The sequence below is a fragment of the Bifidobacterium coryneforme genome, from assembly GCF_000737865.1.
In the GTDB taxonomy this organism is placed as follows: Bacteria; Actinomycetota; Actinomycetes; order Actinomycetales; family Bifidobacteriaceae; genus Bombiscardovia; species Bombiscardovia coryneformis.
Genome location: NZ_CP007287.1, coordinates 1,448,226 through 1,461,059, shown reverse-complemented (window position 1 = coordinate 1,461,059; position 12,834 = coordinate 1,448,226). Strand labels below are relative to the sequence as shown.

Sequence of the window (12,834 nt, the reverse complement as noted above, 5' to 3'; positions counted from 1 at the left end):
GGACGGGCCGGTCGCCCTCTGTCATGGCCCTGCATGTCGGTTCGTCCGATAGACTGGTCATTCCACCCGATGCCCGCCAGGCCGCGTCCCTGGTCGTCGGAATCAAACGTTGACTTATAGAAGTAGTCAGGGCCGGTTTCAAGCCCGTCCCACCCAATAAAAGGAGCGTCATCATGGTCCCACCTATTTCCATCCCGCGCCAGCCGCTGAAACTGATCGATCGGGTCACCGCCATCAACTGGAACCGCCTGGAGGATGATAAGGACCTGGAGGTCTGGGACCGTCTTACCGGTAACTTCTGGCTGCCCGAGAAGGTTCCGGTCAGCAATGATCTGCCCTCCTGGCAGGCCATGACCGAAGAGGAGCACACGCTGACCATGCGTGTCTTCACCGGCTTGACCCTCCTCGACACCATCCAGGGCACGGTGGGCGCCGTCAGCCTGATCCCTGATGCCCTGACCCCGCACGAGGAGGCTGTCTACACCAACATCTCCTTCATGGAATCGGTGCATGCCAAGTCCTACTCCTCCATCTTCTCCACCCTGGCCTCCACCCCCGAGATCGATGCGGCCTTCCAGTGGAGCGAAGAGAACGAGTTCCTTCAGCGCAAGGCTCAGATCGTTCTGAACTATTACGAGGGTGACAACCCCCTGAAGCGCAAGGTGGCCTCCACCCTGCTGGAGTCCTTCCTCTTCTATTCCGGCTTCTATCTGCCCATGTACTTCTCCAGCCATGCCAAGCTGACCAACACGGCCGACCTGATCCGCCTCATCATCCGGGACGAGGCCGTGCACGGGTATTACATCGGGTACAAGTACCAGAAGGGCCTGGCCAAGGTCTCCGAGTCCGAGCGACAGGTCATGAGCGACTATACCTACGAACTCCTGGGTGACCTCTACGACAACGAGGTGGAGTACACGGAGAGTCTGTACTCGGGTGTGGGCCTGGTCGATGATGTGGAGAAGTTCCTGCGGTACAACGGAAACAAGGCGCTGATGAACCTGGGCTATCCCGCCCTCTTCCCCGCCGACACCACCGATGTGAACCCGGCCATCATCGCCTCGCTGAGCCCCAACGCCGACGAGAACCACGATTTCTTCTCCGGTTCCGGGTCCTCCTATGTCATGGGGAAGGCCGTGGAAACCGACGACGACGATTGGGACTTCTGAGTTCTGAGGATATTGCTCCAAGCAACCTGCGACACGGGGTCTGTTGGACTTGCGAAAAAAAACAAAACGTGTCATTATAGGCAAGTTGTCGTACGGAACCTTGGTTTTAGTGCGGCATGGCGGATTTCCCAAGCGGTCAAAGGGAGCTGACTGTAAATCAGCCGCGTAATGCTTCAGTGGTTCGAATCCACTATCCGCCACGCCTCGGTAGCTCAGTGGCAGAGCACTTCCTTGGTAAGGAAGAGGTCGTGAGTCCGATTCTCACCCGAGGCTCTCTGGCGGGGTAGCTCAGCTGGCTAGAGCGTACGACTCATAATCGTAAGGTCAAGAGTTCGAGTCTCTTCCTCGCTACTGTGGCCGACATACGTCGGTCGTGCAACGACTATAGAGGTGAACCATGGCAAAAGCCGCAGATATCCGTCCTGGCATTACGCTGGCGTGCACCGAGTGCAAGGAGCGTAATTACATTACGACCAAGAACCGTCGTAACACTCCTGACCGTCTGGAGCTCAAGAAGTTCTGCCCGCGTTGCGGCAAGCACACGCTGCATCGCGAGACCCGTTGATTGCATAGCGCTTACGGAAAAGGACCCGGTCATCTGGCCGGGTCCTTTCATATTCTCCCTGGAATGGGATTTGGCGATCCTGGTCGCCTGGCTCAGTCCCAGTCCTGATAGGCCACGGCGAAGGCCTGATCCAGGTCGGCGATCAGATCGTCGGGACTCTCCAGACCCACGGATATTCGAATCAGATCGTCACTCACTCCGGCGCTGAGGCGGCATGGCCCGGGGACCTCGCGGTGGGTGATGCGCGCCGGGTCCACAATCAGGGTCCTGCAGTCACCGATGTTGGGCATGTAGGACAGGAGATGGACCGAGTCCACGATTCGCTTCACCTGCTCATATCCACCCCGGACCTTGAAGGAGAGGATCGTGCCTACTCCCTTGGGCAGCATGGTCGAGGCCAGACGGTCCTGCAGGTCCGCATCGCCCCTGTGCCGGCCCTCGGGAATGCCCGAGTAGTTGACATACTCCACCTGGGGGATGCTCAAGAGGTGACGGGCCAGGGTTTCCGCCGTCCTCACCTGGGTGGTGACCCGTTGGGCCAGGGTCTCCAGCCCAGTCAGCTGCAGGTAGGCCGTGAAGGGGCTCATGACCGCCCCGAAGGTGTGGAGATACTTGGTGTGGACCCTGTTGAGGAAGGCCAGGTTGCCGAAGGCATCGAGGAAACTGACCATGGATCCGCGGCGCTCGTCGCTGATGATCAGCTCAGGCTGGGTCATTTGAGGGTACCGTCCGTTGCCCCAGTCGAACCGTCCGGCATCGATGACCACGCCTCCCAGTGCGTTGCCGTGCCCGGCGACCCCCTTGGTGGTGGAGTGGACGACTATATCAGCCCCGAAGTCAATGGGATTGAGCAGGTATGGGGTGGGGACCGTATTGTCGATGATCAGAGCGACCCCGTGCCGGTGAGCCAGGTCCGCCAGTCCCGGTATGTCGGCTATCGCCGTGGACGGGTTGGATACGGACTCGGCGAAGATGGCCCTGGTGTCATCCCTGATGAGGGATTCCACCGCATCGAGATCGTTGATGTCTTCGACGAAGTCGGTCTCGATGCCGAAGTTGGGGAAGAAGGTCTTCATGGCATCCACCGAGGTTCCGTAGAGGTCGACCGGTGAAATCAGCCTCCCGCCACCTTCGGCCGCACAGAGGAGTGCCGATGATACGGCGGCCATGCCCGAGGCCATGGCCACGGCCCCCTTGCCTCCCTCCAGACTGGACATACGGTCCTCCAGGACCTTGACCGTCGGATTGGACAGGCGTGAGTAGGAGAACCCTTCGATTTCGCCGGCAGCCAGGGCATCGCCCCGGTTGGCGGTGACCATGTCAAAGGCGGCCGACTGGTAGATGGGAACGCTGGCCGAGCCTCCTCCCTGGCTTCGACAGTCGTAGCCGCCATGGACGGCCCTGGTCGCAAATCCTTGGCTCATGGCGGTCAACCCCTCTTCATGTGATGGAAGCACCCATTTCACTCATTTATCAAACCCTCTTCAGATGGCTGCGGCAACGGCACCACCATAGATGTTCCTTATAGGGCGTTATCGAGGGCGTATATTTCGTCAGTCGGACCATCCGGCGGGGGAGTGGCCGCGGATTTGTAGACCGATTGATGTTGCAATCGGCGGCCGTCTACGTGTCTGGAGCCACTCTCCGGTGCGCGATGATACAGTGAAAGACATGCCAGAAGCATCTTCCACCAAGGCCTCCACTCCAACCTTTGCCGATATCACCACCATGGGTGTGGGAGGGCGGATTGCGTCCTTCGTCCAACCCCACGACAGGGTCGGGCTGATCGAAGCGGTGGAGAACGCCGATTCCAATGGTCTGCCGCTCTGTATGATCGGCGGCGGGTCCAACCTCCTGGTTTCGGACAAGGACTTCCCGGGGGTGGTGGTGCGCGATACCCGACAAGGCATCTCGGTTCCTGACGAGGTGGCGCCCCCGGAGGGCGGGGACCCCACAGTCCATATCAATGCTCCGGCCGGGACCAACTGGGATGACCTGGTCTCCTACTGTGTCCGGATGCATCTGATCGGTATCGAGGGACTGTCGGGGATACCCGGAACGGTCGGCGCCTCGGTTGTTCAGAACATCGGTGCCTACGGACAGGAGGTCGGCGGCCTTGTCGACTCTGTCGAGGTCTGGGACCGTCGGGACAAGGTAACCGCCTATCTCAAGGCTGCGGATCTGAACTTCGGCTACAGGACCTCCCTTCTCAAACAGACCATGTATCAGGCCCCGGCCGTTCCCGATGACCACTTCTTCCCGACACCACGGTATGTGGTCCTTTCGGTCACCCTGGTCCTGCGGCACGGTTCGTCCGCTCGGGTGGGCTCAGCCCAGCTGGCCAAGGCCCTGGGTGTGGAACCCGGGTCCTCCCTTCCTTTGGAGCGGATTCGCCAGGCGGTGCTGACCGTCAGGGCAGGCAAGGGGATGCTGGAGGACCCCTATCGCTATCTGACCGACTGGATGGGAGGTTGCCGAAGGGCGTCCGATCTGGAAGAGGCCTTGGCCGCTGTCCAGGGTGACCTCCAAGGTCCACGGGGTGAGCGGGTGCTCCTTGACCGCCACAGTTGCGGCAGCTTCTTCACCAATCCGATCGTCACCCGTGAGGTTGCGGATGCCCTGCCGACGGATGCCCCACGCTATTTCGTCGACACCGTACACGGCGACCCGGCTGCCGGTCCATCCTTGGTCAAAACCTCGGCGGCCTGGCTGATCGACCATTCCGGTTTCCATAGGGGATTCTCTCTCGGGGAGGGGTCTGCTGCCGCCCTGTCCGACATGCACACCCTGGCCCTGACCAACCGGGGAGGGGCCGGGTCCGATGACCTGGTAGCCCTTGCCCGGACCATCCAGGAGGGGGTGGATCGCACCTTCGGCATCCACCTGGTTCCCGAGCCCGTCACTCCTGGCATCAACCTGGCCTGACAGCCCCGGCGAATACTGCGCGTACGGGCGAGAGCCGTGTGGATGCCGATTTCGCGCGGCCCTCGTCTCTCCTTGGTTTTCTCGTGTTTCCCGCCCCTGAGCCTCATGTGCCTGCGGGTCTGATTTCCTCTCCTGCCATAGCTGTCGGGGCAAGCAACAGCTGGCAACTTATTCCTCCGCCATCCTTCGGCCGCATAGCTTGAAAACAGCAGCGGACGTGTCAGGTCGTCCCCGTGTCGGCGCGGGATGTGACGGACCTGTTGGGTCCATCGGTCCTTGGCATGGAGGAATGGTATGGCGGCTTCCCACGACATGGTTGTCAGCGGTGTCCGTCCCGGAAAGGTCCTTCTGGTTGGCGAGAGCATGGGGCTTTTCTCGGCAGGTGAGGAAGGCCCATGCAGTGAAGTGGGGTCCTTCAGGGCATCGGTGGCCGGTGCGGAACTCAACGTTGCGGTCGGCCTGGAACGGCTGGGTCAGCACCCGGTCTATATGACACGCCTCGGTTCCGATCCGATCGGAGATCGGATTCGATGCTTCATGCGCCAGAACGATCTGGATACCTCATTGGTGGGTACGGATGCCTCCCGTTCCACCGGCTTCATGATGAAGTCCAAGGTAGAGCGGGGCGACCCCAAGACCTACTACTTCCGCAAGGGGTCGGCGGCCTCGGCCATCAGCCCCTCCGATATCGGATCCATCGATTGCGCGGGTATCTCCCTGATGCATATGACCGGCATCCTACCGGCCCTTTCCGCCAGCACCATGGAGGCGAGCGAGGCCCTGATGGATATGTCCCGGGCAAACCGGATCTTCATCTCCTTCGATCCGAACGAACGCCCGGCCCTATGGAAGAGCGACGGGCATATGAGACGGACCCTCCTGTCCCTCTGTGCCAAAGCAGACCTGGTCCTGCCTGGCATCTCCGAAGGCAGGCACCTGTTCGGCCTGGACAAGGTCCGCGATATCGGCCAGGCCTTCATCGACAACGGTGCCCGCTACGCGGTCGTCAAGGACGGGCCGGACGGGGCCTACGCGACGGACGGCCACGAAGGGGTCTACGTTCCGGGTTTCAAGGTGGATGCGGTGGTGGACACGGTCGGTGCCGGTGATGGTTTTGCGGCAGGTGTCCTCTCTGCACTCCTGGAGGGCGGGCCCCTGTCGGAGGCTCTGGAGCGCGGGTGTGCCATCGGCGCCATGCAGACCCAGGTGGTCTCCGATAACGAGGGTCTGCCCACAAGGGCCGAACTGGACGACTTCATGGCTCGCCACGAACGGGCGGATGTCGCGGACGGGACGATGGAGCCGGTCTTGGTCGCCCCGGATTGAGACCCCGCAGAGGAATAAGAGACGAATCCGATTCCACTGAAGAAGGAAACAAGCATGAACGATGTCGAAAAGGCGGCCGTTGCGGAAGACGGAACAGGACTGATCGATCTGATTCGCCGGATCAGGGTGGTCCCCCTGGTCACCCTGCATTCGGTCGAGGAGGCGGTCCCTCTGGCCAAGGCTCTGGCGGCCGGTGGGGTGCCCATCGCCGAGATCACCTTCCGCTCCCCGGCGGCCCTTGAAGGGATGAGGGCCATCCACGACCAGGTGCCTGAGGTGACCCTGGTGGCCGGAACCGTGCACACCGTCGACCAGGCCCGCCAGGCGGTCCGGGTCGGTTGCCGTGGAATCGTCTCGCCGGCTTTCAGCGACGCCGTGGTCGACTGGTGCCTGGGGTCCCTGATTCCGGTGCTGCCCGGAACCGCGACCCCGAGCGACATAGAAAAGGCCTATGACCGCGGTCTGCGCTTCACCAAGTTCTTCCCGGCCGAGGCCTACGGCGGCGTCGGAACCCTCAAGGCGCTCTCCGGTCCTTTCGCTGAGATGAGCTTCCTGCCCACGGGGGGAGTGGGGTTGAAGAACGTTCGCGAGTACATGGCCCTACCCAATGTCTTCGCCGTAGGCGGGAGCTTCCCCGTGCCGTCCCCGGCTCAACGCCGGGGCGATTGGAAGGCCGTTACCGAAGCCTGCGTCCAGGCCCGGCAATTGGTGCAGGACTGACGGGAACCATCCTCCTGGGGTTGACCGGACCTGAGTCGTCCCCCCCCCCACACACACAAGACCAGTCGGCAACATCAGGCGCAAGCGGATACTTCCTCAACGGTTGTTCCGGTAGGCATCCCAAACGCCAAGCAGATACTGGATGCCCATGGCACGATCATAGAGGCCGTACCCTGGGCGGGGTCTGCCGGCCTCGGTGTTCTCGCTCCACAAGTGCCGCCCATGGTCGGGGCGGATGTATCCCTGGTAATCAGCCTCGGCGTAAGCCTGCATAATGCCGACGGTGTCCACGTCGCCCTCACTGGCCCGGTGGCCCACCTCGAAGAAAGACCCCTCCTCGTCGGTGAAACGGATGTTGCGGACGTGGCTGAAGTGAATCCTGTCCATGAAGGTCCTGACCGCGTCGACTGCGTCATTCCCCCTCCTGGAGGAGAAGGAACCCAGGCAGAGGCAGAGACCGTTGTAAGGACTGGGATTCAGATCAAGTACCCGCTGGATCCCCTCCTTGCTGGAGACCACGCGCGGCCATCCGAACAGGTCGAAGGCCGGGTCGTCCGGGTGAACGGCCAGCCTGACGTCGTAGCGCTCGCAGGTGGGAATCACGGCATCCAGGAAGTACTTGTAGTTGGCGTACATAAGCTCATGATCCATCCCCTGGTATGCCTCCATCAGCTCGGGGAGATGGGCCAAACGCTCGGGCTCCCAGCCAGGTACGGTCAGGGCCCCGGCTCCTTTGAGGGTCTCGTCGATGATGCCCTGGGGGCTGAGCTGGTCCACCTGGTGCTGGTTGTAGTACAGGGCCGTCGATCCGTCGGGGCAGGGATGGAACATCTCCGTGCGCAGCCAGTCGAAGACCGGCATGAAGTTGTAGGTAACGACCCTGACCCCGGCCTTGCCCAGGTTGGCCACGGTTTCGATGTAGGCATCGATGGCCTGGTCACGGCTCATTCCCAGGACCGTCGACCCGGTCTTGATGGATTCATGGACATTGACCGATTCGACCACATCGGCGTTGAAGGTCTTGGCTATGCCGGCTGCGCGGTCCCTGGCGGAAAGCCCGGTTATCGTGGCCATGGCCTCTTCGATTTCGCCCGGCTGCCAGACCTCCCCGGCCTGCTTGTGGTGGAGGGACCAGACGATGGTTTCCACTCCCGGAATCTGGCGGATGTCATCCAGGCTGATGGTGTCGTTGCCTTCGCCGTACCAGCGGAATCCCATATGCATGTTGCTCTCTCCTTATGGTGGGTCAGGCGGTTCTGACCCTTGTTTCCTGTCCGTGCGACCAGTGGGCCGGGGCCGGAAGGGTTTCGGAATTCACCAGGTGCGTGCGACCTGGTGGAGGGTGCCCGCCACCGCATCCGACCCCTGGCACATGGCGGCCAGGGCGTTGGTGATTTTGCCTGCCAGCGGAGTGGTGTTCAGATCGGTGCCGAAGACGGATATGTCGGCCAGGATGGGCCGGATGATTGTGGACAGGGTCTCTCTCCCTGCAGAGCCGTTCAGGGGGATGCCGGAGAGGATGCCTTGGAGTTCCTTGAGGCGGGGGTCGGGACTGAGTTTGACCGGCCTCCCGGCATCGTCGGTTCCCTGTCCATCCGAACCGACCAGGAGCCGCAGCCAGGCGGCGATGATCAGGGGGATGGCTTCCAGGGCGCTTGCATCCAAACCATCGGTGCATAGGTACTTGCTGATGGTGTTTCCGTACCTGACCGGCATCTTCTGGGAGGTGTCGGTGCATATACGGGCGGGCGTATCGGGCAGACCGGGATTGGGTATCCTGACCTCGATTACCTGGCGGAGGAATTCCTTGGGGGAGAAGATGCCCGGGTCTTCGACCACCGGGAGTCCTTCCACATACCCCAGCCGGGTGACCAGGGCCTTGAGGTCCGGGTCGGCGATGGTCTCCGACATGGTCGGATACCCCAGGAGCATCCCGAAGACGGCCAGTGCCGTGTGGAGCGGGTTCAGGCAGGTGGTGACCTTCATCTGGTCGGCGGCGTTGACCGTATCCTTGTTGGTCATGTAGACCCCGGCCTTCTCCAGGGGCGGTCGGCCTGCGGGGAAGTCGTCTTCAACCACCCAGTACCAGGTCTCCTCGGTGTTGGCATAGGGGGCCATGGCGGTCCCTCCTCTGGTTCGGAAGGGTGACATGTCGGCCATGCCCATGGCCTCAAGCCTTCGTCCCACCTCCTGGTCGGGGTTGGGGGTGATCCTGTCAATCATGGTCAGGGGGAAGGTTATCCTCATGTCGTCATCGAGGTAGCCCCCGAAGTCCCGCCCGGCCAGTCCTCTACTGATCCACTCGTCGGCCATTCGCCTGACCGCCTGTCCGAACCTCTCCCCATTCCGAGAGAAGTTGTCGGTGCTGACCAGGGCCAGGGGGAAGGCTCCGGCCTGGTAACGCTCAAGGAGGAGGGCCGTGATGACTCCGATGGCGCTCTTGGCCTTGGTCGGACCCCCCTCGAATTCGGGGGCGATCCAGGGCAGTGCATGCCCCTTGGAATCCACCAGTGCATAGCCCTTCTCGGTGATGGTCGTGGTGACCATCTGCAGGCCGGGATCGCGGAAGACCTGCCTGAGGTCCTGGAAGGATTCGGGGTTCTCTCCCAGAGGGTAGGTGCCCGCCACGGAAGCGATTAGGGCGGCATCCATGGACCCGTCCGCCCTCAGGATGACCTGGAGAAAACGGTTGTCGAAGGGGGTGTAGGCCTGGTCGATGATGGACGGGTCGAAGGACTCGGCCACCAGGATTCCCCGATCGGTGGCGCCCAGGTCCAGGAGCCTCTGGGCGATTGGGGCGTGAACGGCCCTGAAGAGGTTGCCGGCCCCGAAATGGACCCAGACGGGTGACTGGTTGGTGGCCTGGCGCATTGAGGTGGTATCGAATGCAGGCAGGGTTACTCCGGCTTCCTGCCAGGCCGCGGTCTCGCTGTTCATGTCGTCGTCCAGGTGAAGCATCGGCGCCTTCCTTTGCTCAAAGAACCTTCCGTTGGAGCCGGACGTCGCCGTCTTGACCCCTGTCCTACCGAAGAAACCTATCAAGTCGATCCGCGCATGTTCACGGAGTTGCCGTTTGTTTCCCATGATGGTCGTTTCGGTTGCCATGGATAGGGCTGCGGCATTTATACTTGGATGCAGGAAGACTCGAAGACGCTGGCGTGCATTTCGGGCACCAGGGGCAGGCGCGGGAAGGCTGATTGGGACAGATGAAGACCGAAGCGGGTTCGGAGAAGGGCTCCTCCAAGGTCACCATATATGATGTGGCCCGTCAGGCCGGTGTATCACCCTCGACCGTTTCACGCACCTTTTCCCGCCCGGATCGGGTCAGCATCTCAACGGCACAGAGGGTTCAGCAAGTCGCTGATGCCCTGGGCTACCACAGCGATATGGTTGACAGCCGTTCGGGCTCCCAGGGTAGGGGGCTGGTGGCGGTCATCGTGCCCGACCTGGGCAACCAGTTCTTTACCGGAGTCATCCGCAACATCCAGGACGAGTGCGAGCGCTTCCGCTTCGAGACCATGATCCTGGAAACCAGGGAATCCATCACCAAGGAGCGCCGTATCGTCGATACCGTGGCACCTGTGGTCTCCGGAATCATCCTGGTTTCCCCGAGGATGCCGGACGCCATGATACGCAAGTGCGCACAGTTGCGCCCCCTGGTCAGTGTCAACCGTGACGTCCGGGGTGTCTGCAGCATCAGCATCGACGTTTCCAAGGGGGCGTGCCAGGCGGTGGACCACCTGCACACCTTGGGTTATCGAAGTCTGACCTACTTGGACGGGCCGGCGGCCTCATGGTCGGGAGGCATCCGCTGGCGGCAGATATTCAGCGAGTGCGATGCCAAGGGGATAACCGTCAAGCGCTCGATGCCCTGTGCCCCGACCTTCTACGGTGGCTATTCCTTCGCCGAAAAATATCTGGATGACCCGACGGGCGCGGTCATCGCCCACAACGACCTGATGGCGATCGGGCTGATCGTGGCCCTGAGGAGGCTTGGCTGCGAGTGCCCCCGGGATGTTTCGGTCATCGGGTTCGACAATGACACCATGTCCATGGTGAGCACACCGCCCCTGACCACCATCCACATGTCCCTGTCCGCCCTGGGGCGGGGGGCGGCCGATCTTCTCATGAGCCGTCTGGCAGGGGCCGCCTCATCCACGCCCACGCCCACTCCTACAGTCCCTGCCCACCTGATTATCCGGCAGAGTACCGGCGCCAAGTCGGATAAGTCCTAGGGGCGGGGCAGGAACCAGGGCCGGAATACGGCTGGGAGCGGCCCTGGCAAATCATGGCAACTCCACACCCAAGGTCGTCCGGGCACCGATAGGCTGACAGGTGGTATACGAGAGTTTTGTTCCTTGACGGCTCCAATCGCCCATATGGTCTGTACGGCCGGTTTTCAGGCAGCCGGGGAACTGGAACGCCGGACCTGCCATTTTCGACTAAGGAGTTTGTAGTGGCTTTCCTGGATGATGACTACCTGCTCGGGACGCAGTTGTCCCGGGAGCTGTTCCATGACGTGGCCGAGGACCTGCCCCTGGTGGACTATCACTGCCATCTGCGTGCCAAGGAGATCTATGAGGACCCCCATTTCGACAATATCGTCGATGCCTGGCTGACCGATGGACACAATTACGGCGATCACTACAAGTGGCGGTTGGAGCGGGCAAACGGGGTGCCGGAACGTCTGATTACCGGAGACGGCGATCCCTGGGATAAGTTCCTGGCCTACGCCCGCACCATGGAGCAGGCTGTGGGCAGTCCCGTCTATATCTGGACCCACATGGAACTGCGCCGGTACTTCGGCATTTCAGAGCCCTTGACCGTCGGGACCGCCCGGTCCATCTTCGAACGGACCAACGAACAACTGGCCGATCCGGGCTTCTCGCGTAGGGCCCTCCTGCGCAGGATGAAGGCCAAGGTCATCTGCACCACCGACTCCCCCGAGGACAGTCTGGAATACCATGAGCGGTTCGGCGATGAGGGGGAGTCCTTCAGGATGGTACCGGCCTTCCGCCCGGATGAGGCCCTGAATCCGGTCAGCAGCAGGTATGGGAGATGGGTCGGCACCATGGAGTCGGTCTGCGGAAGGTCCATGAACAGCTTCGGTGACCTGGTCGATGCCCTGCGGGAAAGGGTGGACTACTTCCATGAGCACGGTTCCCGGCTGGCTGACCACGGTGTGGATGCGGTGGAGTTCGCCCCGGCCACGGGCGAGGAGCTGGACGTCATCTTCAACAAGGTCAAGGCGGGCCGGGAGCTCGACGGGCGTGAACGGGCCCAGTACCGTGCCGCCCTCCTTCTTGAGCTGATGCGAGTCTACAAGAACAAGGGCTGGACCATGCAGATCCACCTTCACGCAAGCCGCAACAACAACTCCGAGGCCTTTCGGAGGCTGGGCGCCGATACGGGGTACGATGCCATGGCCGATGGTGCGGTGGCTGCACCCTTGGTGGGCCTTCTTGACCAGGCGCAGAGTTCGGGAGTACTGCCCAAGACCATCATCTATTCCCTCAATCCCAATGACTACATGGCCATAGCCACCGACCTTGGTTGCTTCGGCGGCGAAGACCGTGGTCAGCTTCAGCTGGGCAACGCCTGGTGGTTCAACGACACAATCACCGGGATGCGCCGTCAACTGGAGGTCGTGGCCGAGACCTCCCTCCTGGGCAATTCCGTAGGGATGACCACGGACTCCCGTAGTTTCCTCTCCTTCCCCAGGCACGAGCTCTTCCGCAGGGTGCTCTGCGGTCTTCTGGGTGACTGGGCCGCCCAGGGCATCGTACCCGACGACAAGGGGTATCTGGCCCCTCTGGTTCGTGCGGTCTCCTACGAGAATGCCCTGGCGCTCTTCGACGACTGACCGGGACCGCAACGGTTGCTCGTCCTTGAGGCCCGAGAGCCGGAAAACCACCCCGGGCAGGGATGGCGATAGGCCGGTTACAGGGGATTTACGGTTTCGTGGTGAACGATTCCTCTCCCGGAATGGCCTGTCGTTCAGGACCGGTCTTATGCCTCGAATGGACTTTTGCTTGCGCCCTGCCCCCTGGGGGTACTATCCGGTAGTGAACAAGGTCCCTGGTTGCGGGTCCCCATCTCCTATGGTGACGGGCCGGGGCCACTGGCGTG

General features: G+C 61.9%; 10 protein-coding genes and 3 tRNA genes. 10 read left to right on the top strand and 3 right to left on the bottom strand.

Annotation, left to right across the window (positions count from 1 at the left end):
- Positions 1 to 173 precede the first annotated feature (173 nt).
- The 5 genes from nrdF (at position 174) to rpmG (ending at position 1,734) form a co-directional block, all read left to right on the top strand.
- Positions 174 to 1,169, top strand: coding sequence for a class 1b ribonucleoside-diphosphate reductase subunit beta (nrdF, locus tag bcor_RS05930; protein WP_033490689.1), 996 nt, complete (start codon positions 174 to 176; stop codon positions 1,167 to 1,169).
- 118 nt (positions 1,170 to 1,287) lie between these two features.
- Positions 1,288 to 1,369 (top strand) — tRNA-Tyr (locus bcor_RS05925).
- Position 1,370: 1 nt separating this feature from the next.
- Positions 1,371 to 1,442 (top strand) — tRNA-Thr (locus bcor_RS05920).
- Between the two features lie 4 nt (positions 1,443 to 1,446).
- Positions 1,447 to 1,520, top strand: a tRNA-Met gene (locus bcor_RS05915).
- A gap of 46 nt (positions 1,521 to 1,566) precedes the next feature.
- Entirely contained in the window at positions 1,567 to 1,734 is a 168-nt protein-coding gene (rpmG, locus tag bcor_RS07435; RefSeq protein ID WP_081830819.1) for a 50S ribosomal protein L33, read from the top strand.
- A 92-nt stretch (positions 1,735 to 1,826) separates the two neighbouring features.
- Here the strand turns inward: rpmG and bcor_RS05910 are convergent, their stop codons facing one another.
- Positions 1,827 to 3,158, bottom strand: coding sequence for an O-acetylhomoserine aminocarboxypropyltransferase/cysteine synthase family protein (locus bcor_RS05910; protein WP_033497844.1), 1,332 nt, complete (start codon positions 3,156 to 3,158; stop codon positions 1,827 to 1,829).
- 247 nt (positions 3,159 to 3,405) lie between these two features.
- On the opposite strand from bcor_RS05910, the gene bcor_RS05905 reads away from it, so the two are divergent.
- From bcor_RS05905 to eda, 3 genes are all read left to right on the top strand, one after another.
- Positions 3,406 to 4,659 carry an FAD-binding protein gene (locus bcor_RS05905; protein WP_051875815.1) on the top strand — a complete coding sequence of 418 codons (1,254 nt, stop codon included), beginning with the start codon at positions 3,406 to 3,408 and terminating at the stop codon, positions 4,657 to 4,659.
- A 294-nt stretch (positions 4,660 to 4,953) separates the two neighbouring features.
- On the top strand, positions 4,954 to 5,985 hold the full coding sequence (locus bcor_RS05900) for a sugar kinase (protein ID WP_051875719.1): 1,032 nt from the start codon (positions 4,954 to 4,956) through the stop codon (positions 5,983 to 5,985).
- A 54-nt stretch (positions 5,986 to 6,039) separates the two neighbouring features.
- Positions 6,040 to 6,705 (top strand): bifunctional 4-hydroxy-2-oxoglutarate aldolase/2-dehydro-3-deoxy-phosphogluconate aldolase, encoded by a 666-nt coding sequence (gene eda, locus bcor_RS05895; RefSeq protein ID WP_051875718.1) that lies wholly within the window; start codon positions 6,040 to 6,042, stop codon positions 6,703 to 6,705.
- A 96-nt stretch (positions 6,706 to 6,801) separates the two neighbouring features.
- Here eda and bcor_RS05890 read toward each other — a convergent pair whose 3' ends face one another.
- The gene (locus bcor_RS05890; RefSeq protein WP_033497604.1) at positions 6,802 to 7,929 is read right to left on the bottom strand and encodes a mannonate dehydratase; all 1,128 of its coding nucleotides are present in this window, start codon (positions 7,927 to 7,929) and stop codon (positions 6,802 to 6,804) included.
- Positions 7,930 to 8,019: 90 nt separating this feature from the next.
- Positions 8,020 to 9,663: a mannitol dehydrogenase family protein gene (locus tag bcor_RS05885; protein ID WP_033497606.1), complete on the bottom strand. Its 1,644-nt coding sequence runs from the start codon at positions 9,661 to 9,663 to the stop codon at positions 8,020 to 8,022.
- 248 nt (positions 9,664 to 9,911) lie between these two features.
- Between bcor_RS05885 and bcor_RS05880 the strand changes: the two genes are divergently transcribed.
- Both bcor_RS05880 and uxaC read left to right on the top strand, forming a co-directional pair.
- Entirely contained in the window at positions 9,912 to 10,940 is a 1,029-nt protein-coding gene (locus bcor_RS05880) for a LacI family DNA-binding transcriptional regulator (protein ID WP_051875717.1), read from the top strand.
- Between the two features lie 221 nt (positions 10,941 to 11,161).
- Entirely contained in the window at positions 11,162 to 12,568 is a 1,407-nt protein-coding gene (uxaC, locus tag bcor_RS05875; RefSeq protein ID WP_033497608.1) for a glucuronate isomerase, read from the top strand.
- Positions 12,569 to 12,834: the final 266 nt, after the last annotated feature.

Coding starts and splice junctions, on each gene's coding strand:
- bcor_RS05880 (WP_051875717.1), top strand. CDS start 9,912: ATGAAGACCGAAGCGGGTTCGGAGAAGGGCTCCTCCAAGGTCACCATA.
- bcor_RS05890 (WP_033497604.1), bottom strand. CDS start 7,929: ATGCATATGGGATTCCGCTGGTACGGCGAAGGCAACGACACCATCAGC.
- bcor_RS05910 (WP_033497844.1), bottom strand. CDS start 3,158: ATGAGCCAAGGATTTGCGACCAGGGCCGTCCATGGCGGCTACGACTGT.
- eda (WP_051875718.1), top strand. CDS start 6,040: ATGAACGATGTCGAAAAGGCGGCCGTTGCGGAAGACGGAACAGGACTG.
- rpmG (WP_081830819.1), top strand. CDS start 1,567: ATGGCAAAAGCCGCAGATATCCGTCCTGGCATTACGCTGGCGTGCACC.
- nrdF (WP_033490689.1), top strand. CDS start 174: ATGGTCCCACCTATTTCCATCCCGCGCCAGCCGCTGAAACTGATCGAT.
- bcor_RS05900 (WP_051875719.1), top strand. CDS start 4,954: ATGGCGGCTTCCCACGACATGGTTGTCAGCGGTGTCCGTCCCGGAAAG.
- bcor_RS05885 (WP_033497606.1), bottom strand. CDS start 9,663: ATGCTTCACCTGGACGACGACATGAACAGCGAGACCGCGGCCTGGCAG.
- bcor_RS05905 (WP_051875815.1), top strand. CDS start 3,406: ATGCCAGAAGCATCTTCCACCAAGGCCTCCACTCCAACCTTTGCCGAT.